Origin of the sequence: Mucilaginibacter sp. UR6-1 (assembly GCF_020880975.1) — a bacterium.
In the GTDB taxonomy this organism is placed as follows: domain Bacteria; phylum Bacteroidota; class Bacteroidia; order Sphingobacteriales; family Sphingobacteriaceae; genus Mucilaginibacter.
Genome location: NZ_JAJIWP010000003.1, coordinates 921,860 through 946,699, shown reverse-complemented (window position 1 = coordinate 946,699; position 24,840 = coordinate 921,860). Strand labels below are relative to the sequence as shown.

The window sequence follows — 24,840 nt, the reverse complement described above, 5'->3', positions numbered from 1 at the left end:
ATCAATCTCCGGGCATATAATCAAGCGGCAGCAGCTCGGCAAGCTTGGCTTTTGACCACGTGCCCTCCAGCATGGGCGGATCCTGCAATACACGACCGTTCATATCAAAATAAAGCACGGGTTTGGAGAAGGTCATTACACTGGTTTCAAAATTCTCCATATCCAGCGGCCGGTACAAATCCCTGAAATTGGTTTCCTCATGTTTTTTGGTGTAGATAACGTACAACATATACTTGTTAACCCCCATGCCAAATATCCCGGGGTCATTGGTTTTAAAAAAGAACTGGTTAAGCTTTAACGCCTCTTTGCCCAGCATCTCGTGGTAATATTTGGGCATGTTTGACATGTTGATCCAGTAGTTCGCCGAGTCGCGGTTGGTTGTACTGAATTGTTTGATCTTGCGCTGTATCAACTCTTCGGGTGCCCGGGCCGGGTTCATCTCGCGCACAAAGGGCTTAACAATAAAGCCATCCTCCTCAAATGTATCTGAATACACCGAACGGAAAAAGTGTTTGGCCGAACCATAATAAGCCTCCTTACGTTTTTCGCGCCATTTTTGCTTTTGCGATTCGCTGCCGGGCAATTGCTCAAACAAAGCCCTGCCCTCGTATGATACTATGCCGTTCAGCTTATCGGTCTTAAAATCATTGATCATGTATTTCACGCGGTAGCCCAGCGCCCGGTTCTCTACCACTAAAAACTCATCGGTATAAGCCTCTAATGTTTTTTTTGAGCTTTTGTAGCTCAGGCTTACCACGCGCGGGTTAGCTACGTAACACTTTTTTGAATTTTCGGACGTGCCTATAAAATCCTGCTTAAATATCTCGTAGTTTTTTTTCCAGTCGGCATCCGTCATGATCACCACTTCGCGCAGCATCATTGATTTTTGGCGGAGATCAATATCCAGCGTAAGGGTTTTATTGCTTACCATAATGGTTTGCACATCTTCCTGGTAGCCCACGCTGGTAACTACTAACTGGTACTGGCCGGGTTTTACCCCACGCAAGGTATAGGTACCATCATCAGCCGAGGTGGTACCAAAAGTGGCATTGTTTAAAAATACGCTTGCCTTTGCCAGGGGTTGCTTACCGCCTGCCGTGGTTATTTTACCCGTAATGGTACCATCCTGCGCCATGGCCGTATGGTATAGCCCAACAAGCAGAATGGTAATGAGGTATGAAGTAAAATATTTTAATCGCGCCATAAATAAGGGAATAACAACAGCGATGTTGCGATAACGATAGCGTTTATTGCGGCCAAAGCGCCCATGTGCCCATAGTTAAGGCTGCGATCTAACCCATCCATAGCATTTTTACTGAAACGTATAAGGATGAGTATTACCGGAATGATGACCGGAAAACTTAATATGGCCATCAGCGTACCATTATTGCCCGCCTTTGAGGCGATGGCCGAGATCATGGTGAATACCGTTGAAAAGCTGATGCTGCCGATGATCACCGAAGTAAAATACAACAATGGATCGCCAACCACATTTTTAAAAAAAACCACATATACGATGATGGCCAACGTGCTTAACAAAGCCATTAATAACATATTGTAGATGATCTTAGACAGAATTATGGCCTGCGGGCTTGCAATGGAATAATAGTAGAGCAACCGCCCGCGGCTTTCCTGCACAAAACTTTTAGCGATGGCGTTTACCGAGGCGAACAGCATGATGATCCAGAAAAGCACGTTCCAAACTATGGGGTAACCGCTGCTGCCTGCAAAACCGGCGCTCAGGCTAAAGGCTATATAGCATACAAACACTGTTGATACCACGTACAGCAGCACGCCGTTAAAAGCGTATTTTGAGCGCCACTCCAGCAATATCTCCTTTTTTAACAGGGTAAGTGTTTGATCCATCAGTTCCATTGGCTGCAAATATAATAAGCACAGGTTTGTGATTTGCTTTTGCCGCCATTTTTAAAAGCTTTAACTTTACCCTTATGCCTGTGAATTTATTTTACCGCACCCCGCTTGGTATAGCCCGCATTACTGATGATGACGGCTACATCAGCGCCATATCCATACGCGATGAGGAAGGACTGGAAGTAAATGAGCCCGAAACCGCCCTGCTTAAAACTGTAGCTATACAGTTTGATGAATATTTTGCCGGCGAACGAAAGGATTTTGATTTACCAATAAAACAGGCCGGTACCGAGTTTCAGCATAAGGTTTGGCAGCAACTGCTGCAAATACCTTATGGCACTACTACCAGTTATGCAACCCTGTCAAACCAAATGAAAAACCCGCTTGCCATACGCGCTATCGCCTCAGCAAACGGGAAGAATAATTTATGGATAGTGGTACCCTGCCACCGCGTTATCGGGTCAGACGGCAGCCTTACCGGCTATGCAGGCGGTTTGTGGCGCAAGCAATGGCTGCTTGAGCACGAGGCCCGTATTGCCGGCACCGGCCAAACTAAGTTGTTTTTTTAACCGGGCTTTTCTTTAACAGCCTGCTAATTTTTTCGTGCAGTTGAAACGGCTGGAACGGTTTTGAAAGCACATCGTCCATTCCTGCGGATAAGGCTTCCTTCTGCTCGTAATCTAACGTAGCGGCTGATAGTGATATGATCGGGATGGAACGCTTGGGGCCTTCAAAATCCATACGGATAGATTTTGCCGCCTGATAGCCATCCATCTCGGGCATATGGGTATCCATCAATATAATATCGTAATCGCTTTCTCTCAATTTATCAAGCACCTTGCGGCCGTTGTCAACAATATCTGCAACAATATTCCAATCTTTCAGCAACTTGCTTATCATAAACTGGTTAACCATGTTATCCTCGGCAACCAAAACATGTACATTATTGAATGGCAACAGGCTTTCAGTTGGCCTGCGTACCTGTTTTTCTTTAGGCATTTCGGCAAGTGCGTACCAATTTATAAACCTGAACTCGCTGCCTTCGCCAACCTTGCTGCTTACTTTTAGCTCGCCGCCTTTAAGCTCAACCAGTTTTTTCACGATGGCCAGGCCAAGGCCGGTGCCACCATATTTTACCGAGGTATCGTCCTCAGCCTGCTCAAACGAGTCAAATATTTTTGAAAGGTGATTCGCCGCAATGCCAATGCCGCTATCGGCTATACAAAATTCAATTTTAGCACTTCCTGATGTTTTTTCGAGCACTTTAACATTAAGCTTTACAAAACCACGCTCGGTAAATTTAATAGCGTTGCTAAGCAGGTTCATCAGTACCTGGTTAAGGCGCAACGAGTCGACCATCACATGCTCAGGCACATCAGATGCCATATCAAACACAAACTCGACATTTTTTTCATCGGCCTTGAATTTAAGCAGACCGTACACTGATTTAATAATATCGTGCAGATTGTGCGGTGCACGTATAATGCTGAACTTACCGGCTTCTATTTTTGAAATATCCAGCACGTCATTCACCACGCCAAGCAATGATTGGGATGATACCTCGAGCAGGTTAAGCATGTTGATCTGCTGCTCATTCACTTCCGTTTTGCGCAGCAGGTTGGTTATACCTAAAATACCGTTGATAGGCGTGCGTAACTCGTGGCTCATGTTGGCCAAAAAGTTTTCCTTTATCTTTTTGCCCATTTCGGCAGCTTCTTTTGATTTGATGAGCTGCTGCTGATAGCTTTTTTGCGGTGAAACATCATTGATGTTAAGGAAAAGCATTTTGTTACGGTATGATGCCCTGCACTCGCCCCATATCACATTTTTGTTAAAGGTTTCAAACTGAAACTCAAATACGGCGTAGGTTAACCTGTCCTTAATTACTTCGGCAAGTTTTTGACGAAACGCCGGGCGATCGCCCTCCACCACACGGTCAACCAAACTGGCATCAATAAGCTCAGATGGCTTAAAACCCAGTATTTGTTCGGCGGCAGGATTTATGCTCATAATACGCATGGTTTGCGCATCAACTGTACAAATTATATCGGCAGAATTTTTTACTACTGTAGCGTAGTTTTGCAACTCCTCATTCTTTTGTTTGATCTCATCGCGCGAGCGGGCTAACTGTACAAACGAATCAACCTTGGCCGATGTGATATACGGATCAAGCGGCTTATACAAATAATCTACCGCGCCTACTCCTAAACCTTTAACCACATACTTAGCCTCCTTTGATATAGCGGTAACAAATATCACCATGATATCGCGTGTGCGCGGATTTGATTTGAGCATTTCAACCAGTTCAAAGCCATCCATTTCGGGCATCTGAACGTCAACCAATGCTATAGAGATGGCATTATCCCAGGCAATTTTAAGAGCTTCGTTGGGCGATGTGGTAGAGTGTATGCGAATATCGTCGCGGTTGAGCAATGCCTCAAGTGCAACAATGTTCTCTTCTCTATCATCAACAATAAGGATATTAACAGGGGTCATTGCTAATTGTGTAAGATGGGATATTTTGCTAAGTACGTATTAATTGTATAATATCTTCCGTTTTTAAAACAAAGTCGGCAGCATCCAGTTCAACAGCAGATCGGGGCATTTCTGCCATTTCAGCCTCTGTTGGGTCCTGCACTATGGTAAGCGATCCGCATTGCCTCAATTTCAATAAACCTTCGGCACCATCCTGGTTGGCTCCCGAAAGTAATATCGCGGCACATCGCTCTTTAAAAACATCGGCGGCGCTTTCAAAAGTTACATCAATTGAGGGTTTGGAATACCATACCGGGTCTGAAACATCAAGGCTAAAGTAACCCTCCTTCTCAATCAAAGTATGGTAATTTGCAGGCGCAATGTATATGGTATTCTTTTGTAGTATATCCTTGTCTGCAATTTCCTTGAGGTATATACGAGAATGCTCAGCAAAGAGTTTTTCAATTTCACTAAAAAAGTTCTTTTTACGGTGCATAATCAAAATAATTATCTTGTTTATGTCCGCATCTATGTTTTTAACAACACTAAAAAAAAGCTTGAACGAGCCCGCGGAGCCGCCTATCAAAAGCACCTCGGCCTTTTGCCAACGTTGCAATATTTCGTTATCAAGCGCCAATTTTCTGGTATATATTTTCTTTGCTGTTTATTACCTTAAATTTTTTACGGAACATTTCTGACCGTATGGTTTCCTTTGAGCCCAGGCATAAAAAACCATGGGGTGCAAGGCTGTTGTAAAACAGTTCAAGTATGCGCTCCTGCAGGGGGTTATCAAAGTAAATAAATACGTTGCGGCAGGTGATGAGCTGAAACTCGTTAAAAACCCCGTCAGACACCAGGTTATGTACCGAAAACAGTGTATCCTGCTTTAACTCGCTATGTATGGTGGCGGCATCGTACATAATGGTAAAATGATCGGTTAATGAGCCTTTTAAACCCGAGAGCGCATAGTTTTCTGAGTAACTCTTTATTTTGCGAAAGCTGTAAATTCCCTTGCGGGCCTCTTTCAATACTTCGGTATTTATATCAGTACCATATATAAAGCATTTTTGCTTTATGCCGGCTTCGCGCAATAGTATGGCAAGCGAATATACTTCCTCGCCGGATGAACAACCCGCCGTCCATATCTTAACGTGCTGATAGGTTGAAAGGTAGGGTATTACCAGATCCTGCACGGAGCGGTAAAAACTCGGATCGCGAAACATCTCGGTAACGTTAACCGTGATCTCCTCTAAAAAATGCTGAAAAAAGCCGCTGTTATTAACCAGCATATGTTTCAGATCGTAAAACGACAGTTTTTTAAGGCTCATTATCCGGCTCACACGCCTGGTAAGGGATGCCTTGCCGTAATCACTAAAATCAAACCCGTGCGCACCCTTTATCAGGGTGATCAGCTCACTTAACTCCTCGGGCGATATTCCACTCAACTGTACCTTCATAAATTAGCTTTCGAGCCAAAGCTGCATCAGGGCGATCAACCTGTCCATATCAACCGGTTTGGTAATATAGTCGTTCGCTCCCGCTGCAATACATTTTTCACGGTCATCCTTCATGGCCTTGGCTGTTAAAGCTATTACAGGCAATTTGGCCCATTTGTTTTGCTTACGTATCTGCCGGGTAGCCTCATAACCATCCATTTTAGGCATCATGATATCCATCAGCACTATGTCAATATCAGGCACCTCATCCAGTTTAATAAGCGCTTCTTCCCCATCGTTGGCAATCTCTACGTTCATATCATAGCTTTGCAGGGCGCTGCTAAGGGCAAATATGTTACGCATGTCATCATCAACAATAAGTACTTTTTTGCTTTTGATTACCTCCTTGCCTTTAGATATGGATTTGGCCTTCGGCGAGGTGTTTTCACCTTCGCTTTTTGATGATTCAGCGATCTTGTTGAGGAAGAGGTTAACTTCATCGATCAACCTGTCTGACGATTTGTTGGTTTTAATAACCATGGCATTGGCATACTGCATCAGCCTGGTTACCGATGTTTTGTCGAGCTCCATGGCGGTGTTGATGATAACCGGCAATTCCAGGAACTTATCAACCGCCTTTATTTTATCGAGCAGATCGAGCCCTGAAATATCAGGCAGGTTAAGGTCAAGTATTACGCACTGGTACTCATTCTCGTGCAACATTCTGAAGGCTGATTCACCGTCAAACGCCTGGTCAACCTCAATTCCCTGCGCCTGCATCATATCCTTCAAGGCCTGGCTTTGCGCCTGGTGGTCCTCAACAAGCAGTATCTGCTTGAATTTGGAACCGCTTTGCTGCATAATATCAGTAAACAGCTTATCAAGGGCGCTGGTATCGATCGGTTTTTTAAGGAAGCTGATAGCCCCCTCGCGGCGTACACGGTTAGCCGCGGCCTCGCCTGCCGACATCAGGTGCACCGGTATGTGCATAGTGGCTTCGTCGTGCTTCAATTCACGCAATATCTGCCAGCCATCCTTACCAGGCAACATAATATCAAGTATAACCGCGTCAGGCTGGTTATCTTTAATGATCTGTACGGCGTTGGTACCCTCGTTCACCATGATGGATTTATAACCATGATCGCGCGAGTAATCTTTCAGAATATCGGCAAAGTTCTTATCGTCCTCTACAATAACCACCAATGGCTCAACATTGGGCTTTTTGACTAATTGAGCGGCCGGTTTTAAAAATTCCTTTGGCGGCGTAAATGTTTCAACTGTTGGCAATACCTCCTCTTCAGCATTTTCTTTTTGCTCAACCGCGAAAGGTATGGTAAGCGTAAACTCGCTCCCCGCGCCCGGCTCACTTTGCAGTGAAATATTACCCCCTAACAGGAATGCCAGCTCGCGGCTTATTGACAGGCCTAAACCTGTACCGCCGTATTTACGGCTGGTTGACCCGTCAGCCTGCTGGAAGGCCTCGAATATGAGCTTTTGCTTATCAGCAGGAATGCCTATACCGGTATCCTTAATATGGAAGCTAACGGTGCTTGCAGCCGTATTGGCTGTGGCGTTTACCATAATGCTGCCGTTCTCTGACGTGAACTTGAAGGCGTTTGAAAGCAGGTTTTTGATGATCTGCTCCACCCTTACCTTATCAGTAAATATGGTTGAAGGTATGTTGGCAGTGGCGCTGGTGGTGTAGCTAATCTTTTTATTCACAGCCACCTCGCCAAACATCATTTCCATATCCTTGAGTATATCGCTTACGCGCACATGCTCGTTCTGCATTTCGAGTTTGCCTGATTCAATTTTCGAGAGGTCAAGAATATCATTGATGAGCGTAAGTAAATCATTGCCCGCATTGAAAATAACGCTGGCATATTTTATTTGATCCTCGCTCAGGTTGTCTGATTTATTGTCCTTCAGGATACGGGCAAGTACCAATATACTATTTAACGGCGTACGCAGCTCGTGGCTCATATTAGCCAAAAACTCCGATTTATATTTTCCGGTGGTTTCCAGCTCTTCAACCTTGAGGTTGATGGCCTGCCGGGCTTCCTCAATAGCCTGGTTCTTCTCTTCAAGCAAACTGGCTTTTTCTTCCAGTTCGGCGTTAATGGTGCGCAACTCTTCCTGTTGTACGCGTAGCTCTTCTTCCGAAGCCTGCAGCATCTCAGTTTTGTTGAGCAGTTCCTCATTGGTAACGCGCATCTCTTCCTGCTGCGCTTCCAGTTCTTCGGCCTGTTGCTGCACTTCCTCAAACAAATCGTGCATAATGGTACGCGCCTGCGCGGTGTTAACCGCTATACCAACATCATTGGTAATGGTTAATATATAATCGCGAACGGCCTCGTGTACCTCTGCCTGGTAAGCAAGCTCTATTACGCCCTTTAATTTTTTATCATAAAAGAAAGGCACTAAAAAGCTTTCTATCAACTCGTTTTGCAGCAGCGATGTTGAAAGCTCGAGTTTGCTGTTCAGCTTGCCTTTAACCAACACGGCTTTTTGCTCTACAGCTACCTGCCCCAGCACCCCTTCGGACATGCGAATAGATTTTTTAAGCAGATCAGGATTATGAAAAGCGTATGAGCCATACAGGTCAAGCCTGTCATCCTGCTCGTTAAGCAGGTAAAAAGTACCGGTTAACGCTTTTGTATAATTGCATAGCTCTTGTATAACATTGGCTGCAAGTTCCTTTTCGGTTTGCTGGCCCTGCATGGTTTCATTTAACTGGGCTGTACCGGTAAGCAGCCAATTTTTAGCTTCATTCTCGCGTAATACCTGGCCTAATTGTACATTGGCATCGGTAATTTCCTGCTCAATCTTCTTTTGGCGGTTAAAGGTACCCTGTATGTAGTAAAACAGGATAATGATGATAACCAGAAATATGCCCGAACCAACAACAATAACAAAAATGGCCTGCGTTGATGATGCCTGAGTAGCATTTTTACGCTTTATTAATAAGGTGTTCTCTGTATCAACTACCGAAGCTATCACACTGCGAATCTTGTCCATATTGGCCTTGCCGTTTATCAGCATATCATTGGCTACCATGTAAGCCAGGCCCTTATCATCGCGGGTTTTTATGTTGTTGCTTAGTATGCTTAACTGCCCGCCGGTAAGCTTATATAAAGCCTCAACCCTTTTTACCTGTGCCGGGTTATCCTCTATCAGTCCTCGCAGTTTATCCAGGTCGCTCTCGATACTTGGTATGGCCGAATTATACGGGTCAAGAAAAGGCTTTTTACCCGTTGCACAATAGCCGCGCATACCGGTTTCGGCATCAATAAGCTCCTGTAAAAGGCTGGTTGATGTTTTTATAACCTGCTGTGTATGTTCTACCTTAACATTATCATCCTCAAGCTGGTTAATACTTTTGTAGGACAGGATAGCAACAACAAAAACAAGCAGTATTGATATTGCGAAGCCTGCAAGTACCTGATTGCGAAAAGAAAGCTTTACCATTGATTTGGTTTATTTTACTGCAAATATGTTTAAAAAGTTGAGATATTGTAATACGCAAAACCATTAAAAAGGTTAAGCATAACTATCAATAATCTGCTTACGAAACAACTTCGTTACCGGTTTTTGGCACAACCGATTTTCGTGAAAATAATATTGACAGGCACAGTACCGCGCCGGTAAATAACACATACCAACCCCATTTAAATTTTATTTTTGAGGTTAGATATGCCGCTACCGATGACATTGGCAAAAAACTGAATGAGGTGTGCACCTTTAAGTAAGCGCCCACATACAGCAATGCCGATAACGTTACCGTTGTCCAGGCGGCCAAACGGGCAATTTTAAGTTGATTGAACACCACCCCGATCATGCCGATAACAGCTACCAGCAGTATCACCATACCGAAAGGTTTATTCATATCATAAACATTCATGCTGAATAAACCAAAAGGGCGCAGCATAGGGCAATAGGTAGCCGCTATTACTACAATAAAACCAACCAGCGAAAGTAATGAAGGTATACGCATAGTGTATTAACGGGTTATTTCCATTTTTTCGGCAAAGTGGGCACAGTAGTCGCGCAGGTCTTCAACGATGTTGGTTTCGCCGGTGGCGCGTAAAAAGCTGTCGCCCATGGTTTGCAGGGTTTCATAAAAAAAGCGTTTCATCTCGTCAACCGGCATATCCTTGGTCCATAGGTCAATACGCAGGGTATTTTTAAAATTCTGATCCCACAGGGCCAGCATCATTGATTTTACAGGCAACGCCTCTTTATTATCCGAGTCGGTAGACTCCCACAGGATGTTCTCGGGCACGTTATTATCGTCAAGTTCAATAGTCAGTTTTATTTCGGCTTTTTTCATTTTTTATAATTATTTAACAAGTAGTAATAGTATAATAACCAGCGCTATAAAGCTCAGCTCAATGGTCCACAGCGTGCGTGTTTCCTTAAAAAAGTTGCGGAAGGTAATATCCAGAAAGGCTACTACAAAGGCGAACAGTAAAAATATCCATACAATGGTACCGCTCCAGTTTTCGTACTGGCTGCCGGTTATGCTTGCCCCGTATATCCAAATATAACCCGCAAGCACAATTAAAAACGCCGAGGCGATGTTTAAAGGTGTAATCCTGAATTTCATCGGTGTTTATTTTCGTTTTGATGAGCGCTTGGTGCTCAGTTTTTTGGCTACGCGAGGGTTTCGCTTTGCCTTTTCGGCCTCAAATTTCTTTTTTTGGTTGAGCGTTTTTTTCTCGTGGAAAGCTCCTTTAAAGTCGGGGTTTTCACGGCGCTTTTGCATGTCGATCTCCCTGGCCTGATCCTGGCGCTCCTCGTAAGGTGTATCCTCCACAAATACATCAGCCGGAATAGCCTGTACCGGTATCTGCTGCCTGATCAATTTCTCCGCCTTACGGATATAATACTCCTCGGCCGGGTTACAAAACGTAATAGCCTCGCCTGATTGATAGGCCCTGCCTGTACGACCAATGCGGTGTACATAATCCTCAATCACTATCGGCACATCAAAGTTAATAACGTGGCTAACATCATTCACATCAATACCGCGTGCGGCCACATCGGTAGCCACCAGTATCTTCACCTCATCAGCCTTAAAAGCGTTAATGGAGTTGATACGTGTATTTTGGCCTTTGTTGGCATGCAACACCCTAACTTCATCCTCGCTATACTTACGCGATAAAAACCTGAACACCCCCTCTGCCGATACACGCGTTTTGCAGAAGATGATCAGCTTTTTGATCTCGCCATCTTCTTCCAAAAGCTTTTTGAGCAGGTTTATTTTTGTTTTGATGTTGGGTACGTAATAGAGCTTTTGCGTTACTGTTGCCGCCGGGGTAGCCTGCGGCGTAACTTCAACCACGGTTGGATGCTCTAAAAAGTTAGCCGATAGCTGGTGTATCTTGTCAGACATGGTGGCCGAGAACAGCAGGTTTTGCCTTTTGCGCGGCACTACCTCTAAAATACGGTTAAGCTGCGGCATAAAGCCCATATCCATCATTTTATCAGCTTCATCAAGCACCAGCACCTGCAGGTTCTTGGTAACAATATGCCCCGCAAGGTACACATCCATAAAGCGGCCTGGTGTGGCTACAATAATATCCACCCCTTTATTAATATTTTCAATTTGCGTTTTTGGGCCGATACCGCCGTACAGCACCACTACCCGCAGATCGGTATAGGTGGCAAAGGTCCGCACATTCTCTTCTATCTGTAAGGCCAGCTCGCGGGTTGGCGCTATAATCAGCGCGCGCGGGTCTTCACCCTGCGCATATTTCAACTTCATGATGATGGGCAACACATAGGCCGCCGTTTTGCCCGTACCGGTTTGGGCAATGCCCATTACATCCTGCCCGTTGGCAATGGGTGGAATAGCCTTTTGCTGTATGGGCGTAGGCTGCTCATAACCGGCATCGGTAATGGCATTTAATATCTGCCGGTTAAAATCAAAATCATCAAAAGTTACTGCCATGCCGCAAAGATAGTTTTTTCTTTTAAGGTGCGCTTAACTGTAAATACCCTGCCCGCTATTTGATGATATAATGATAAATGACCATTTAGTTCGGCTGTATTTGATATTTTAGGGGTAATATTAAATCCTGAACAATAAATTATGACCGATAAAGAAATAAAGCCGTGGAAGTTACTGAGCGAAGAGGATGTATCGCCAAGCCCGTGGTTCCCGATACTGAAACATGCTGTTGAATTGGCCAACGGCAGCATTGTTGACGACTATTATTTTTCGCCACTGGGCGATGTGGTACAGGTGCTGGCCATAACCAAAAACAACGAGGTGGTATTGGTTGAGCAATATAAACATGCTTTAAGCCAGGTACTGCTTGAACTGCCCGGCGGTATGCAGCAAAAAAACAAAAGCATCATTGAATCGGCTTTGAACGAACTGGAAGAGGAAACAGGCATTAAAGCCACTGCCGACCGCCTGATACCCATGGGTAAGATAGCCAACAACCCAACCAAACTAAGGCAGATAACCTACGGCTTTGTACTGTTTGATGCGGAGTTCAATTCAGCACAAAAGTTAGACATTACCGAGGATATAAATGTTATCACCCTGCCTGCACCCCAGGTACTGCAAAAAGCCATTGATGGCGAGATTTGGGTAACGGATTCGCTAAACCTGATATTTAAAACGGCACTGGCTTATCCGGAGATTTTTGGTTTGAAGCGATAGCAGGATGTTAAGACCCCTCCCTGCCCTCCCGGGGGAGGGAATAAATAAAATTTCAATATAATATTCAACTCCCTCCCTGGGGAGGGCAGGGAGGGGTTTCGCTAAGCAATTCCAAAATAGTTTTCAAGTCCTCACCCTCGGGCAGGATTATTCGCATATTATTAATTTTTAATGGAATTCATGAGGGCTTCGCCGTTTAGGAGGGGTTTTTAATATCTTTGTCGCATGGCATCCATACTGATAAAAGCGGCAACCATTGTTAACGAGAACAAGCAATTCAATGGCGATATACTGATTAAAGACGGCTTTATTGAGCGCATTGATACCAGTATTGATGCCAGGGCCGATACCGAGATCAACGCCGAAGGGCTGCACCTGCTGCCGGGCTGTATTGACGACCAGGTGCACTTTCGTGAGCCGGGGTTAACGCACAAGGCCAAAATCTTTTCAGAATCAAGGGCCGCCGTTGCGGGTGGCATCACCTCTTTTATGGAGATGCCCAACACCGTGCCTAATACCCTTACGCAGGAGTTATTGGCTGATAAGTACGCCATTGCCAATAAAAGCTCATTAGCTAACTACTCTTTTTTTATGGGTGCCAGTAACGATAACCTGAAGGAGGTGTTGCGTACCGATGCCCGTAACGTTTGCGGTATTAAGGTGTTCATGGGCTCATCAACAGGCAATATGCTGGTGGATAACCGCACCACGCTCGAAAATATTTTCATCAACTCGCCAATGCTGATCGCTACGCATTGCGAGGATGAGGCCACCATCAAGCATAACCTCAATCATTATAAAATGACTTTGGGCGAAGAAAATATCCCCATATCATTACACCCGGTGATCCGTAGTGCCGAGGCTTGCTATCTGTCGTCATCCCTGGCGGTCGAACTGGCTAAAAAGCACGGCACCAGGCTGCACATACTGCATATTTCAACCGAAAAGGAAACACACCTTTTTGATAACAGCATCCCGCTGGCGGATAAAAAAATTACTGCCGAGGCGTGCATACACCACCTGTGGTTTAGTGATGCGGATTATGAAACCAAGGGCAACCTCATTAAATGGAACCCGGCCGTTAAAACCGCCGCCGACCGTGAGGGCATCCTTAAAGCAGTGTTAGACGGACGCATCGACGTGATAGCCACCGACCATGCCCCGCATACCATCGAAGAAAAAGCCCAGCCTTATATGCAGGCACCATCAGGCGGCCCGTTGGTACAACATGCCTTAACCGCCATGCTGGAGTTTTACCATCAGGGCAAAATCACCCTGGAGCAAATAACAGAAAAGATGGCGCACAACGTGGCCACCTGTTTCCGTATTGATAAACGCGGTTTTTTACGCGAAGGCTACTGGGCCGATATGGTACTGGTTGACCTTAACAAACCCTGGCAGGTTGAAAAAGACAATATATTATACCAATGCGGCTGGAGCCCCTTTGAAGGATCTACTTTTAAGTCAAGTGTGGTAAGTACCATCGTATCAGGCAACTTGGTTTGGGATGACGGTCATTTTGTGAACCATCACCTGTCCGGCCAGCGCATGGCGTTCAACCAGCAGGCTTAATTACTCGATCAGCTTTTTAAGCTCCGCCATAAGGGCTTGCCAGTTATGTTCGGAGTGCTGTTTCTTCTCTTCGTCGGCAATATTTTCCTGCGTAATGATTAGCCGGGTACCGCCGTTATTATCGCTAAGGCGATAACTTACGACCTGGTAGTTTTCGATCAAATCCTCCGTACCCGACATACTGCTCCAGTAGCTGTATTTGGCAAATTCGCCGGGGATAACTTCCAGCACGGTGCCTTTGTCTTTATACACAACACCGTCCCACTCCCCTGTCCAGATGATGGGGCTGCCGATGGTCCAGTCAGTAATAAGTTGCGTGCCGAAAAAGTATTGTTTGATCAGTGCCGGATCGGTCAATCCTTGCCAAACTTTTTCTTTTGGTGAAGTAAAATCAACAGTGGTGGTTAAAGTGATGTCTGTCATGATGATGGGTTGTATAATTGTACAACAGCTTAATTGCTGTTTTGTGCAAAAAAACATCCGCCTAATGACAACCCTATGTCAGCAGCAAGCAAATCCCGAAATTATTTTTTAACGATAGCCTGTGCGATTTCCTGAATGCGCTCCTTTAAAACATCAGGCGTAATAATGGTAGCCATATCGCCATACATCATAAACCAGCGGGCAAAGCCTTCAATGGAGGTGGTTAAAAAAGTCATCTCCCATTCATCTCCATCCAACTTTTCGGACACGAAACCATTATAGTATTTTTGATTGGTAAGATATTGATATACGTTTTTCTGTATGCGCATAATAACCGTTTCCAGCTTATGCTCGCGGGCGGTTTGGTCAATATAATCCTTTAATGCCGGGTGCTGGCCCGAAAAAACATCATCAGTAATGCTGATACCCTTTATACGATCGAGCCTGAAATCGCGGTAATCATTACGCATTCGGCAATAGGCTATCAGGTGCCAGTAACTTTCAAGATAATAAATACCCACCGGCTCCACCATGCGGCTGGTTTGCTGCTGGCTGTGCATAGCAAAATAATTGAGTGCCAGCACCCGCTTTTTAGCAATCGCGCTTAAAATGGTTTGGATGTGATCCTGGTTATCTGCACCAAGCTGGCTGCGGCTTTTTACTACAGCTATACTCCCGTCTAAATCTTCCAGCGTATTTTTTTCGGCAGTGCGCAGTATGGCGCGTATCTTGTCCATCGCCGAGCGGTGATAGCTGGTGGTAGAATTGTCGGTAAGCTTTTCGATAAACTTCTCGGCCGTTAAAAAGGCCGTTGCTTCCTCGCGGGTAAACATCACCGGGGGCAGGCGGTAACCATCCATAATGGAGTAACCCACCCCGGCCTCGCCCATCAAAGGTACGCCCGCTTCTTCAAGGGTTTTAACATCGCGGTAAACCGTACGCAGGCTGATACCGAAACGCTCGGCAATATCGGCAGCTTTTACTACCCTGCGCGATTGTAACTGGATCAATATGGCTGATATGCGGTCGATACGGTTCATCGCACCGAAATTAAATAAAAAAGGCCTGTGCTTTGTATCATCCGCCTGCGCTTTTTACCAACAGCCCGCAGCGTAAAAAATCACTTACATTTTATGCAGGTTTTGTTTGCACTAACATATTTAGCTATATTCCGCCATGATATCCCGCCGAAATTTTATTAAACTATCATCAGCAAGTGCCGCTTGCGCCTCAATATCAACAAGTTTTGCTAAACCATTAAGCCTTGTTGCGCCAAAATTGCCCGTAGTAATATCTACCTGGGATTTTGGTATTGCCGCCAATAAGGAAGCATGGACAATTTTAGGCAAGGGCGGGCGAGCCCTTGACGCTGTTGAAGCCGGCGTAAAAATACCCGAAGCGGATTTAACCAACCATACTGTTGGCCGTGCCGGATACCCCGACCGCGACGGCCATGTAACCCTTGATGCCTGTATAATGGATGAAAAAGGCAATTGCGGAGCCGTAGCAGCCATGGAGTACATAGCGCACCCCATAGAAGTTGCCCGCATGGTGATGGAAAAAACCCCGCACGTAATGCTGGTTGGCGAAGGTGCAACCCAATTCGCGGTTGAGCAGGGCCTTAAACGGGAAAAACTGCTTACCCCGGAATCAGAAAAAGAATGGAAGAAATGGCTTGAAACCAAACAATACAAGCCGGTAATGAATATTGAAAACAGCCAAAAACCTGGCAACCAGTATAACCACGATACCATTGGTATGCTGGCTATTGATGCCAAAGGCAATATATCAGGCGCGTGTACAACCAGCGGCATGGCCTTTAAAATGCATGGCCGTGTAGGCGACAGCCCTATTATTGGCGCCGGGCTTTATGTAGATAACGAGGTTGGCGGCGCTACCTCAACCGGTGTTGGCGAAGAAGTGATCCGCAACGTGGGCAGCTTTTTAGTGGTTGAACTTATGCGCCAGGGCTACTCGCCCGAGGCGGCTTGCAAAGAGGCCGTTATGCGCATTGTAAAAAAGAAACCCGATACCGCCAAGCAAATACAGGTAGGCTTTTTGGCCATCAACAAAAAAGGCGAATACGGCGCTTTTGCCCTGCAGGATGGCTTTAGCTATGCCGTTTGCGACAATGAGAAGCAAGACCGCTTAATAAAAGGGAAGTTTTACTATAAAAACACCAATAACAAGTGATATTTTTATTGTTATATTAGATCATTATAAACCCTGAATGATATCACTTGAAGTTTGTGCCAACTCCACCGTATCAGCAGTGGCGGCGCAGGAAGGCGGCGCTGTACGTGTTGAACTGTGCGATAATTTAAGCGATGGCGGTACCACGCCGTCAGCCGGGCAAATATTGCTTGCCCGCAAATTGCTCCATATTAAAATATATGTATTGATACGTCCGCGTGGGGGCGATTTTTTGTATAATGACCTGGAATTTGAGATCATGAAAGCCGACATACGGTACTGCATTGAGGCAGGATGCGATGGTGTGGTGATCGGGATGCTTACACCTGAAGGACATGTGGATAAACCCCGCTGTAAAGAGCTTGTGGATATTGCCAAACAATGGGGCTTGGGTGTAACCTTTCATCGCGCTATTGATATGGCCGCCGATATACACCAGGCCTTAGAGGATATTATTGAGATAGGCTGCGAACGTGTACTTACCTCGGGTGGTAAAACCACCGCTATTGAGGGCGCGAGTGTATTGGCCAGCCTTGTACAGCAATCAGCAGGGCGTATCAGCATTATGCCCGGCTGCGGGGTCGACGAAAATAACGTTTACGACATTGTGCGCTTTACAGGCGCTAAAGAAGTGCACTCAACCGCCAAATCAAGAGTTGGCAGCAATATGCTTTACCGTAATGACCATATATTGATGGGCGGCGCCGATGTGGACGAATACAGCGTAATAGTTACTAATGCTGACCGGGTAAAAGCCATTTTAAAGGCGGCGAATGAACAATCATAATTTGGCTTGATATGCAAATATTAAAATAGAAAAGCGGAGTTTATCCGCTTTTCTATTTTAATACTTTTCCCAATACCAGTTAGTCCCCCATCCGCCGGATTGATCCGTTATTTTTAATCTTTCTCTATGTGGGCAATTTCTACATCGCCTGTAATTGCCATCATCGTTATAAAGCCAGCTATGCCAGCCTAAATAACACCTTAGTTTTTTCATTATGTTGTCGTAATTTGTAGCAAAAAATATGGCGTGGACTATATATCTTCAGCCGCTACAGGGTTACGACGCCCTACCAGACACAAAGACAAAGCCACGCCATTGTTGGCGTACTCGATGCTTTGTATTGTCTGGTGCTTTGAGGTCGTAATTCGTAGCAGCAATACTAAACTCAGTACTATTTTTTAGTTGAAAATCGGTCTGTATGATGGTAATATTGAATCGCCTCAAATACCATCAATCTACTTTTTTTCACATTTTACTTCACCTACAGGTGGTTAATTATTTACATATAGTCAAATTTATATTCTCCCCTAAAGTTAATATTTTAGGTTAATCATAAGCCGCTAATCTTACTTCCGCCTAAAAATGCAGCACAATCTCATTGTAAATTATTAAACAGATAATATATATCTTACTGCTTACTAAACAGCTAATACTCTAACGGGATAATCGGTTCCTTTTTATTGGTTGACATGATCATCATGGTATGGAATGTTTTTACCACACCAATGCGGCTTATCTTGTCCATGATCAGGCGCTCGTACGATTTAATGTCGCGCACGTAAACCTTTAGTAAAAAATCGCACTGGCCGGTTACGTGGTGGCATTCAGTTACCTCTTTTATATTCTTTATCTCCTCCAAAAACACCTGGATGGTATTGCTCTTATGAAAATCGAGCGATACCTGTATAAAGGTTTTTATGCCAAGGCCAAGCTTTTCCTCATCTACCAGGGCATGGTAGCTTTTTATGTATTCAGAATTTTCAAGCTTGCGCACACGCTCTAAAGTAGGCGCAGGCGAAAGCCCTATCTCGTTCGAGAGCTGAAGGTTGGTTATCCTTCCGTTCTCCTGTAAAATTTTTAATATCTGTAGATCTATTTTATCTAATTCGGCAGCCATGGTGGTACAAATATATACTATAAAAATATTAGCAAAATAATATTTTTATAAAGCGCAGTCATTCAAAAGTATATTTTAACCGGTTATTAGTCTTATCTAATTTTTTTTATTAGATTTGAGAAAATATACTTTTTAAAAACATCTGCTTTTGTTTAACGTTAGCAAAGGCAAAAAAGATACGGGAGCCACAAAATATAATTATGGATGCCAGGCATAGCGAATCATTAAGCAATGTACACGGAACGGTAAATACTGAACATCGCACAGGCTGGCGAAAGATATTCGCGTTTTTAGGTCCTGCCTACCTGGTAAGCGTGGGCTATATGGACCCCGGCAACTGGGCTACCGATATTGCCGGCGGCAGCGCCTTTGGTTACCGGCTGATATGGGTACTGCTGGCCTCAAACCTTATCGCCCTCCTGCTGCAATCATTAAGCGCGCGTTTGGGCATAGTTCGGGGGCTTGATCTGGCACAGGCATCAAAAAACGCCTACCCCCGCTTTGTAAACTTTTGCCTGTATATCCTCGCCCAAATAGCTATTATAGCCTGCGATCTGGCCGAGATCATCGGTATGGCCATCGGCCTTAACCTGCTGTTTGATCTGCCCATGATATGGGGTGTGATACTCACCATTACCGATACCGTATTGTTGCTGTTTTTAATGAACAAAGGCATGCGCAAACTCGAAGCCTTTATAGTATCCATGATCTCCGTTATTGGCATCGCTTTTTTAACTGAGATGTTCATCGTTAAGCCGGATGTGGTAGAGATAGCCAAAGGTTTTATCCCCAACAACCTGTTTAAAAACGATGCGGTAAGCCAAAAAATGCTTTATATAGCTATTGGTATTATTGGCGCTACGGTGATGCCGCATAATTTGTACCTGCATTCGTCTCTGGTGCAAACCCGTAAAATCAACCGTACCAAAGAGGGCATCAAAGCTTCGCTGAAGTTCAACATGTTTGATACAGTGATTGCGCTTAACCTTGCCTTTTTGGTAAATGCCGCTATACTGATACTTGCCGCCGGGGCCTTTTTCAAAAACGGTTATTTTGAAGTAGCCGAAATACAGGATGCCTACAAGTTACTGGAAAATATTTTTGGTAAGATAGCCCCGGTGCTGTTCGCGGTAGCGTTAATAGCATCCGGACAAAGCTCTACCGTTACGGGCACCCTGGCAGGGCAAATTATTATGGAGGGGCACATTAACCTGCGTATTGCCCCCTGGATGCGCCGCCTGCTTACCCGCCTGTTAGCCATTTTACCGGCGGTGTTTACCATATTATATTTTGGTGAAGATGCTTTGAGTGACCTGCTGATATTAAGCCAGGTAGTGTTAAGCCTGCAATTAGGCTTCGCCATTATACCGCTCATACACTTTACGTCTGACAAGACTAAGATGCACGGCTTCGCTATCGGCCCAATCGCTAAAACAGGTGCATGGATAAGCGCTGTACTGATAGTTGGCCTAAATGTAAAATTGGTGATCGACCAGATAAAAGATTGGATCAATGGCTATCCAGGTGCGAGGTTAGAGATCTATGCCATCGTAATACCGTTGATATTAGGTGTTGGGGTATTAATGCTTTATATTTTTATTAGGCCGTTATTATTTAAGCTGAAAGAAAGGCCCTCCCGAGTACCGCATGGTGAGGCTACATCCATTGGTGACATCAGCCCGATACTTTATAAAAATATTGCCGTTACCATTGATTTTAGCGCTAATGATCGCGACTCTATCCGCCATGCTATTATGCAGGGCGGCAAGGATGCAACATATACCTTGATACACGTGGTTGAAACCGCTGCCGCACGCTACCACGAAACCGAGGTAATGGACCGCGAAACACAAAGCGATGTTAAAAACCTGGATATGTATGTTGATGACCTTAAAAATTTGGGATATGATGCCCATGGCCAAATTGGTTACGGCATCCCGGCAAAGGCTATCGCTAAAATTGTGAACGATCAGGGTATTGATTTTATGGTGATGGGGTCGCACGGGCACCGGGTTTTGAAGGATCTGATCTTCGGCACTACTGTAAATGCAGTAAGGCACCTGGTAAAGGTTCCGGTACTGGTTGTTAAGCCTCAAGCAAAATAAATTTGCATATTTGCACCCACAGAGAGATATGAGCCAGGATAAGATCTACATAAAAAACAAAAAAGCCTACTTTGAGTACCATATACTGGATAAGTATGTAGCCGGTATACAATTGTTAGGTACCGAAATAAAATCAATACGCCAGGGCAAGGCCAATATTAATGATGCCTTTTGCAGCTTTATAAACGGGCAGCTTTACGTGCGTAACCTGCATATTTCGGAGTATTCGTTCGGCTCGTTCTACAACCATGAGGCCAAGCGCGACCGTGTGCTGCTGCTCAATAAAAAGGAATTAAAGAAGCTACTTACCAAAGGCGAAGAGCGTGGATTTACTATTATCCCGCTGGCCTTATTTATCAGCGAGCGGGGCTTTGCCAAGCTGGAGATAGCACTTGCTCAAGGTAAAAAAGACTTTGACAAACGCGAAACCATGAAAGAACGCGACTCCAAACGCGAACTGGACAGGGTGATGAAGCAATAGCCGCCCCTTCCGTCCCCTAAAGGGGAAACTTAATAATCATTTACAATACAACTCCCCTTCAAGAGCTGGGGCTACTCCCCTTTAGGGGCTGGGGGCACCCTTTACCACGCCTTATCCCCCACCAGCGGTACAAACCTGAAGGTATCAAGCACTACTTTTTCGTAATCATGCTCGCCAACTTTAAGTATGGTAACCATTTGCTGCGAGTTTTCATCACCTACGGGGATCACTAATATGCCACCAATTTTGAGTTGCTGCAGCAACACATCGGGCACGGTGGGCGCACCGGCGGTAACTATTATTTTATCATACGGAGCATGTTCGGGTATGCCCTTTGAGCCATCACCTAAAAAAAAGTTGGGCTTGTAGCCCAGGCGGGTAAGGCCGTCAACCGTACGTTCGTACAGGGCCTGCTGGCGCTCAATGGTATAAACCCTGGCACCAAGCTTTAATAATATACTGGTTTGATAGCCGCTGCCGGTACCTATCTCAAGCACTTTATCGCCTTTATGAATGTGTAAAAGCTGGCTTTGGTAGGCAACCGTATAAGGCTGGGATATGGTTTGCCCCTCACCTATCGGAAAAGCGATATCCTTGTAAGCCTGGTTCCAGAAGGTTTCATCAAAAAAGTAATGCCGCGGAACTTCCCACATGGCATTAAGCACATTTTCATCATCAATGCCTTTCTTTTTTAAAAGTTCTATCAACCGCTTACGCGCTCCCTTTTCACGATAGTTATCAATACTCTTGTAGGCCATTTGATGCCAAAGTTAGCTAAAAAGAGTGGCGTTACCGAGACCATCCAAGTATATACGCAGGCCATATAATTTATCTGTTTGTGTAGCATCCTGTTAAAATTATACGTATCGGCAATTAAATACAAAAGGCATGAAAATAACTTTAAAACCTTATGCGCTGTTAATAGCTATGCTTGCTGCCTTATCAAGCATACTCGCATCGTGCAAAAAAGATAAGAATGAAAAGCAAGCCGAAGGCATGATGATCAACACCGGCTCGCCCGCGGCGGATGGCTGCGGCTGGCTGATAGCGATTGACAAAGTAATGTACAGCCCCGATAACCTGCCTGCCAGCTTTATGCAGGACAGTTTAAAGGTAAAGGTTGATTACACTAACTTAAAAACCAGGTTTGGCTGCGGCATGATCGCCAACACAGGCTTTCCGCAGATCCATATAAAAAACATCAGCAAAAAATAAGCTTAATACGGGTCAACATCCGGCTGAACAATGCTGCCCTTGCTCAGTTTTGTTGTTTGAAACTGGGTGATCACATCGCGGATAACTGCTTTGGCTTTGTTGATGGAAATACCATCCTTTTCAAACTTGAGCATAATGCTTTTGATGTAGTAGTTACGTATGCGGCTAACAAGAGGCGCTTCAGGACCTATCACCCTATCACCAAATTGCTTGCGTAGCTCATTGGCCAGGTAAATAGCCTGGTTATACAGCGCGTCAGGGTCCTTGTGTTTTATATCAAGGTTGATGATGCGGTAATATGGCGGATATTTAAAGCTTCGCCGCTCCTCCATCTCGGTAAAATAGAGGTCGTGGTAATCATTCTCTATCACCTGTTTTATCACACGGTGATTAACGTCATAAGTTTGTATCACTACCTTACCACGCTTACCCCTGCGGCCTGCCCTGCCGCTCACCTGCGATAACAACTGGTAACTACGCTCATTGGCACGGTAATCCGGAAATTTAAGTAAGCTATCGGCATTGATGATACCGATAACGGTTACTCCGGCAAAATCAAGCCCCTTGGCTACCATTTGCGTACCTACTAATACATCTATCTTTTTTTCTTCGAGATTATTAAGGATGTTTTGCAGCGCGTTGCGCGATCGTGTGGTGTCCATATCCATACGGGCAAGGCGCGCATCAGGCAGTAGCAGGCTTAATTCATCCTCTATCTTTTCGGTACCAAAACCCTTATATTCCAGGTGCGTTGAACCGCAGGCCGGGCAAACGGACGGTGAATCTTCCTTATAACCACAATAATGGCAGTGTAACTTGCCGCTGCTTTTATGGTAGGTAAGGCTTACATCGCAATTAATACACTTTGGCGTATGCGCGCAGGTGCGGCACATCAGCAATGGCGCGTAGCCCCTGCGGTTTTGAAACAGGATCACCTGCTCCTTATCTGCAATGGCCTGCTGCATATCCCGCATCAGCACACTGGTAAAGTGCGATTTTATTGTTTTTTGTTTGGTTTCTTCAGCTATGCTTACCACCTCAATATCGGGCAGTTCAACGCCGCCGTAACGCTGCACCAATTCAGTCAATCCGTATTTATGTACACGGGCGTTAAAATAACTCTCAAAAGATGGCGTAGCCGACCCCAGCAGCACCTTGGCTTTATACATGCCTGATAGGTAAATGGCCACATCGCGCGCGTTGTAACGTGGTGCCGGGTCAAACTGTTTGTATGAAGTTTCGTGTTCTTCGTCAACAATGATCAGCCCCAGATCATCAAACGGCAAAAACACCGATGATCGTGCACCTAAAATTACTCTGTAATCGCCGTTCAGCACCTTTTGCCATACCTCTGCCCGCTCATTATCATTAAACTTGGAATGATATACGCCTATGTTGTTCCCAAAGTAAGCCCGTAAACGCTCAATGATATGGGTAGTCAGGGCAATTTCGGGCAACAGATAAAGCACCTGTCTGCCGCTGTTTATCATCTCCTCTATCAGGCGCACATAAATCTGCGTTTTACCTGATGATGTTACGCCATAAAGCAATACGGTATCCTTATCGTCAAACTGCCTTTGTATATCGGTAAGGGCCGTTTGCTGCTGCTCGCTCAGGTCAAATATACCGGTATCGTTCTCCTCCTCGTAATGCAGGCGGCTCACACTTTTTTCCTCTGCAAAAAATATCTCTTTTTCTATAAGCGCCTTTATTACGGCGGGGCCCGCACCGCTCTCTTCGGCAATATCATTTTTTGATACCGCCTTTTGGTAGCGTGCCAGCTTTATATAAGTCAGCAACGCATCGGCCTGTTTTGGGGCACGCTCTAAAATATTGAACAGCTCGCGCAGGTTATCCTGATCGTGATAAATAGGGTTAAGCGTAATAAAGGTACGCTTGCGCGGCTTATACCTGTCGCTCACTTCTTCGGATATATTGATGATGTTCTTCTCAAACATCCCCTTCAATATCGGCATAACCGTTTTTTGGCCCAGCAGCTTGGCTATGTCGCTCACGGTAAGTTCAGGCTGCAGATCAAGCGCCTCGGCTATCAGAAACTCCTTATCGTGCAGGGTGGCCCGGTCTATAGGAAAGTCCTTGTTCAGCACAATCTTGGTTTCGCTGGCCAGTTTTAATGCCGATGGCAGCGCGGCATTCATTACCTCGCCTACATTACACATGTAATACTCGGCTATCCACTGCCAAAGCTGTAGCTGGTACGCGGTAACTATGGGCTGGTCGTCCAGCACCTCTAACAAATACTTAGCCTCATATTTTTCGGGTGCCTGTGTGCCTATGCCCGCTACTATAGCCGTATACAGTTTACTTTTACCAAACTGCACCACCACCCGCTTGCCAATGGCAACGGCGTTATTCATTTCAAAAGGCACGCGGTAGGTATAATTTTTGGCTATGGCCAGGGGCAAAATAACCTCAACAAAAAGCGTTTTCCTTTCGGATGTATCTGATGATGCGAACTCGAGCATGTAGT

Annotated in this window: 23 protein-coding genes; 8 read left to right on the top strand and 15 right to left on the bottom strand. The window is 45.1% G+C overall.

The annotated features are described in order from the left end of the window. Position 1: 1 nt before the first annotated feature. Positions 2-1,204 carry a carboxypeptidase-like regulatory domain-containing protein gene (locus LJ707_RS14660; protein WP_228952261.1) on the bottom strand — a complete coding sequence of 401 codons (1,203 nt, stop codon included), beginning with the start codon at positions 1,202-1,204 and terminating at the stop codon, positions 2-4. Further along, positions 1,192-1,875: a heme exporter protein CcmB gene (locus LJ707_RS14655; RefSeq protein WP_228952259.1), complete on the bottom strand. Its 684-nt coding sequence runs from the start codon at positions 1,873-1,875 to the stop codon at positions 1,192-1,194. Before LJ707_RS14655 ends, LJ707_RS14660 begins: the two co-directional genes overlap by 13 nt. A 74-nt stretch (positions 1,876-1,949) precedes the next feature. Between LJ707_RS14655 and LJ707_RS14650 the strand changes: the two genes are divergently transcribed. Continuing rightward, on the top strand, positions 1,950-2,441 hold the full coding sequence (locus LJ707_RS14650) for a methylated-DNA--[protein]-cysteine S-methyltransferase (protein ID WP_228952256.1): 492 nt from the start codon (positions 1,950-1,952) through the stop codon (positions 2,439-2,441). Here LJ707_RS14650 and LJ707_RS14645 read toward each other — a convergent pair. The 8 genes from LJ707_RS14645 to LJ707_RS14610 form a co-directional block, all read right to left on the bottom strand. Next, complete coding sequence (locus tag LJ707_RS14645) at positions 2,425-4,368, bottom strand: response regulator (RefSeq protein ID WP_228952253.1); 1,944 nt, start codon at positions 4,366-4,368, stop codon at positions 2,425-2,427. The genes LJ707_RS14650 and LJ707_RS14645 overlap by 17 nt on opposite strands. A gap of 28 nt (positions 4,369-4,396) precedes the next feature. Beyond that, positions 4,397-4,984, bottom strand: a complete 588-nt coding sequence (locus tag LJ707_RS14640) for a chemotaxis protein CheB (protein ID WP_228952251.1) — start codon at positions 4,982-4,984, stop codon at positions 4,397-4,399. Next, positions 4,974-5,804, bottom strand: coding sequence for a protein-glutamate O-methyltransferase CheR (locus tag LJ707_RS14635; RefSeq protein WP_228952249.1), 831 nt, complete (start codon positions 5,802-5,804; stop codon positions 4,974-4,976). Before LJ707_RS14635 ends, LJ707_RS14640 begins: the two co-directional genes overlap by 11 nt. Before the next feature lie 3 nt (positions 5,805-5,807). After that, on the bottom strand, positions 5,808-9,251 hold the full coding sequence (locus tag LJ707_RS14630) for a response regulator (RefSeq protein ID WP_228952246.1): 3,444 nt from the start codon (positions 9,249-9,251) through the stop codon (positions 5,808-5,810). Positions 9,252-9,348: 97 nt separating this feature from the next. Then, positions 9,349-9,777, bottom strand: a complete 429-nt coding sequence (locus LJ707_RS14625; RefSeq protein WP_228952242.1) for a hypothetical protein — start codon at positions 9,775-9,777, stop codon at positions 9,349-9,351. 6 nt (positions 9,778-9,783) lie between these two features. Continuing rightward, positions 9,784-10,113 carry a gliding motility protein GldC gene (gldC, locus tag LJ707_RS14620; RefSeq protein WP_228952239.1) on the bottom strand — a complete coding sequence of 110 codons (330 nt, stop codon included), beginning with the start codon at positions 10,111-10,113 and terminating at the stop codon, positions 9,784-9,786. Between the two features lie 9 nt (positions 10,114-10,122). Further along, positions 10,123-10,389 (bottom strand): hypothetical protein, encoded by a 267-nt coding sequence (locus LJ707_RS14615; RefSeq protein ID WP_228952233.1) that lies wholly within the window; start codon positions 10,387-10,389, stop codon positions 10,123-10,125. Positions 10,390-10,395: 6 nt separating this feature from the next. Then, positions 10,396-11,736 carry a DEAD/DEAH box helicase gene (locus tag LJ707_RS14610; RefSeq protein ID WP_228952228.1) on the bottom strand — a complete coding sequence of 447 codons (1,341 nt, stop codon included), beginning with the start codon at positions 11,734-11,736 and terminating at the stop codon, positions 10,396-10,398. A 141-nt stretch (positions 11,737-11,877) separates the two neighbouring features. Here LJ707_RS14610 and LJ707_RS14605 point away from each other — a divergent pair, with 141 nt between their 5' ends. Together LJ707_RS14605 and LJ707_RS14600 are read left to right on the top strand one after the other, a co-directional pair. Then, a complete protein-coding gene (locus LJ707_RS14605) occupies positions 11,878-12,456 on the top strand; it encodes an NUDIX hydrolase (protein WP_228952226.1) in 579 nt (192 codons plus the stop codon). 225 nt (positions 12,457-12,681) lie between these two features. After that, the gene (locus LJ707_RS14600; RefSeq protein ID WP_228952218.1) at positions 12,682-14,028 is read left to right on the top strand and encodes a dihydroorotase; all 1,347 of its coding nucleotides are present in this window, start codon (positions 12,682-12,684) and stop codon (positions 14,026-14,028) included. Here the strand turns inward: LJ707_RS14600 and LJ707_RS14595 are convergent, their stop codons facing one another. After that, positions 14,029-14,451, bottom strand: coding sequence for an SRPBCC family protein (locus LJ707_RS14595; protein WP_228952215.1), 423 nt, complete (start codon positions 14,449-14,451; stop codon positions 14,029-14,031). 101 nt (positions 14,452-14,552) lie between these two features. Then, positions 14,553-15,491 carry a YafY family protein gene (locus LJ707_RS14590; protein WP_228952213.1) on the bottom strand — a complete coding sequence of 313 codons (939 nt, stop codon included), beginning with the start codon at positions 15,489-15,491 and terminating at the stop codon, positions 14,553-14,555. A 136-nt stretch (positions 15,492-15,627) separates the two neighbouring features. On the opposite strand from LJ707_RS14590, the gene LJ707_RS14585 reads away from it, so the two are divergent. Further along, positions 15,628-16,644 (top strand): N(4)-(beta-N-acetylglucosaminyl)-L-asparaginase, encoded by a 1,017-nt coding sequence (locus LJ707_RS14585; protein ID WP_228952211.1) that lies wholly within the window; start codon positions 15,628-15,630, stop codon positions 16,642-16,644. Between the two features lie 37 nt (positions 16,645-16,681). Then, positions 16,682-17,431, top strand: a complete 750-nt coding sequence (locus tag LJ707_RS14580) for a copper homeostasis protein CutC (RefSeq protein WP_228952209.1) — start codon at positions 16,682-16,684, stop codon at positions 17,429-17,431. A gap of 646 nt (positions 17,432-18,077) precedes the next feature. Here LJ707_RS14580 and LJ707_RS14575 read toward each other — a convergent pair. Further along, complete coding sequence (locus tag LJ707_RS14575) at positions 18,078-18,548, bottom strand: Lrp/AsnC family transcriptional regulator (protein ID WP_228952208.1); 471 nt, start codon at positions 18,546-18,548, stop codon at positions 18,078-18,080. Positions 18,549-18,748: 200 nt separating this feature from the next. On the opposite strand from LJ707_RS14575, the gene LJ707_RS14570 reads away from it, so the two are divergent. Both LJ707_RS14570 and smpB read left to right on the top strand, forming a co-directional pair. Next, positions 18,749-20,653: an Nramp family divalent metal transporter gene (locus tag LJ707_RS14570; protein ID WP_228952204.1), complete on the top strand. Its 1,905-nt coding sequence runs from the start codon at positions 18,749-18,751 to the stop codon at positions 20,651-20,653. Positions 20,654-20,681: 28 nt separating this feature from the next. Next, positions 20,682-21,134, top strand: a complete 453-nt coding sequence (gene smpB, locus LJ707_RS14565) for an SsrA-binding protein SmpB (protein ID WP_194099839.1) — start codon at positions 20,682-20,684, stop codon at positions 21,132-21,134. Positions 21,135-21,235: 101 nt separating this feature from the next. On the opposite strand, the gene LJ707_RS14560 is transcribed toward smpB, so the two are convergent. Continuing rightward, on the bottom strand, positions 21,236-21,892 hold the full coding sequence (locus LJ707_RS14560; RefSeq protein WP_228952199.1) for a protein-L-isoaspartate(D-aspartate) O-methyltransferase: 657 nt from the start codon (positions 21,890-21,892) through the stop codon (positions 21,236-21,238). A 130-nt stretch (positions 21,893-22,022) separates the two neighbouring features. On the opposite strand from LJ707_RS14560, the gene LJ707_RS14555 reads away from it, so the two are divergent. After that, positions 22,023-22,349, top strand: coding sequence for a hypothetical protein (locus LJ707_RS14555; protein ID WP_228952198.1), 327 nt, complete (start codon positions 22,023-22,025; stop codon positions 22,347-22,349). Positions 22,350-22,351: 2 nt separating this feature from the next. On the opposite strand, the gene priA is transcribed toward LJ707_RS14555, so the two are convergent. Continuing rightward, on the bottom strand, positions 22,352-24,835 hold the full coding sequence (priA, locus tag LJ707_RS14550) for a primosomal protein N' (RefSeq protein ID WP_228952197.1): 2,484 nt from the start codon (positions 24,833-24,835) through the stop codon (positions 22,352-22,354). Between the last annotated feature and the right edge of the window lie 5 nt (positions 24,836-24,840).

Excerpts from the sequence above, each read along its gene's own strand:
- LJ707_RS14660 (WP_228952261.1), bottom strand. The coding sequence starts at position 1,204 with ATGGCGCGATTAAAATATTTTACTTCATACCTCATTACCATTCTGCTT.
- LJ707_RS14655 (WP_228952259.1), bottom strand. The coding sequence starts at position 1,875 with ATGGAACTGATGGATCAAACACTTACCCTGTTAAAAAAGGAGATATTG.
- LJ707_RS14650 (WP_228952256.1), top strand. The coding sequence starts at position 1,950 with ATGCCTGTGAATTTATTTTACCGCACCCCGCTTGGTATAGCCCGCATT.
- LJ707_RS14645 (WP_228952253.1), bottom strand. The coding sequence starts at position 4,368 with ATGACCCCTGTTAATATCCTTATTGTTGATGATAGAGAAGAGAACATT.
- LJ707_RS14635 (WP_228952249.1), bottom strand. The coding sequence starts at position 5,804 with ATGAAGGTACAGTTGAGTGGAATATCGCCCGAGGAGTTAAGTGAGCTG.
- LJ707_RS14630 (WP_228952246.1), bottom strand. The coding sequence starts at position 9,251 with ATGGTAAAGCTTTCTTTTCGCAATCAGGTACTTGCAGGCTTCGCAATA.
- LJ707_RS14625 (WP_228952242.1), bottom strand. The coding sequence starts at position 9,777 with ATGCGTATACCTTCATTACTTTCGCTGGTTGGTTTTATTGTAGTAATA.
- gldC (WP_228952239.1), bottom strand. The coding sequence starts at position 10,113 with ATGAAAAAAGCCGAAATAAAACTGACTATTGAACTTGACGATAATAAC.
- LJ707_RS14615 (WP_228952233.1), bottom strand. The coding sequence starts at position 10,389 with ATGAAATTCAGGATTACACCTTTAAACATCGCCTCGGCGTTTTTAATT.
- LJ707_RS14610 (WP_228952228.1), bottom strand. The coding sequence starts at position 11,736 with ATGGCAGTAACTTTTGATGATTTTGATTTTAACCGGCAGATATTAAAT.
- LJ707_RS14605 (WP_228952226.1), top strand. The coding sequence starts at position 11,878 with ATGACCGATAAAGAAATAAAGCCGTGGAAGTTACTGAGCGAAGAGGAT.
- LJ707_RS14600 (WP_228952218.1), top strand. The coding sequence starts at position 12,682 with ATGGCATCCATACTGATAAAAGCGGCAACCATTGTTAACGAGAACAAG.
- LJ707_RS14595 (WP_228952215.1), bottom strand. The coding sequence starts at position 14,451 with ATGACAGACATCACTTTAACCACCACTGTTGATTTTACTTCACCAAAA.
- LJ707_RS14590 (WP_228952213.1), bottom strand. The coding sequence starts at position 15,491 with ATGAACCGTATCGACCGCATATCAGCCATATTGATCCAGTTACAATCG.
- LJ707_RS14585 (WP_228952211.1), top strand. The coding sequence starts at position 15,628 with ATGATATCCCGCCGAAATTTTATTAAACTATCATCAGCAAGTGCCGCT.
- LJ707_RS14580 (WP_228952209.1), top strand. The coding sequence starts at position 16,682 with ATGATATCACTTGAAGTTTGTGCCAACTCCACCGTATCAGCAGTGGCG.
- LJ707_RS14575 (WP_228952208.1), bottom strand. The coding sequence starts at position 18,548 with ATGGCTGCCGAATTAGATAAAATAGATCTACAGATATTAAAAATTTTA.
- LJ707_RS14570 (WP_228952204.1), top strand. The coding sequence starts at position 18,749 with ATGGATGCCAGGCATAGCGAATCATTAAGCAATGTACACGGAACGGTA.
- smpB (WP_194099839.1), top strand. The coding sequence starts at position 20,682 with ATGAGCCAGGATAAGATCTACATAAAAAACAAAAAAGCCTACTTTGAG.
- LJ707_RS14560 (WP_228952199.1), bottom strand. The coding sequence starts at position 21,892 with ATGGCCTACAAGAGTATTGATAACTATCGTGAAAAGGGAGCGCGTAAG.
- LJ707_RS14555 (WP_228952198.1), top strand. The coding sequence starts at position 22,023 with ATGAAAATAACTTTAAAACCTTATGCGCTGTTAATAGCTATGCTTGCT.
- priA (WP_228952197.1), bottom strand. The coding sequence starts at position 24,835 with ATGCTCGAGTTCGCATCATCAGATACATCCGAAAGGAAAACGCTTTTT.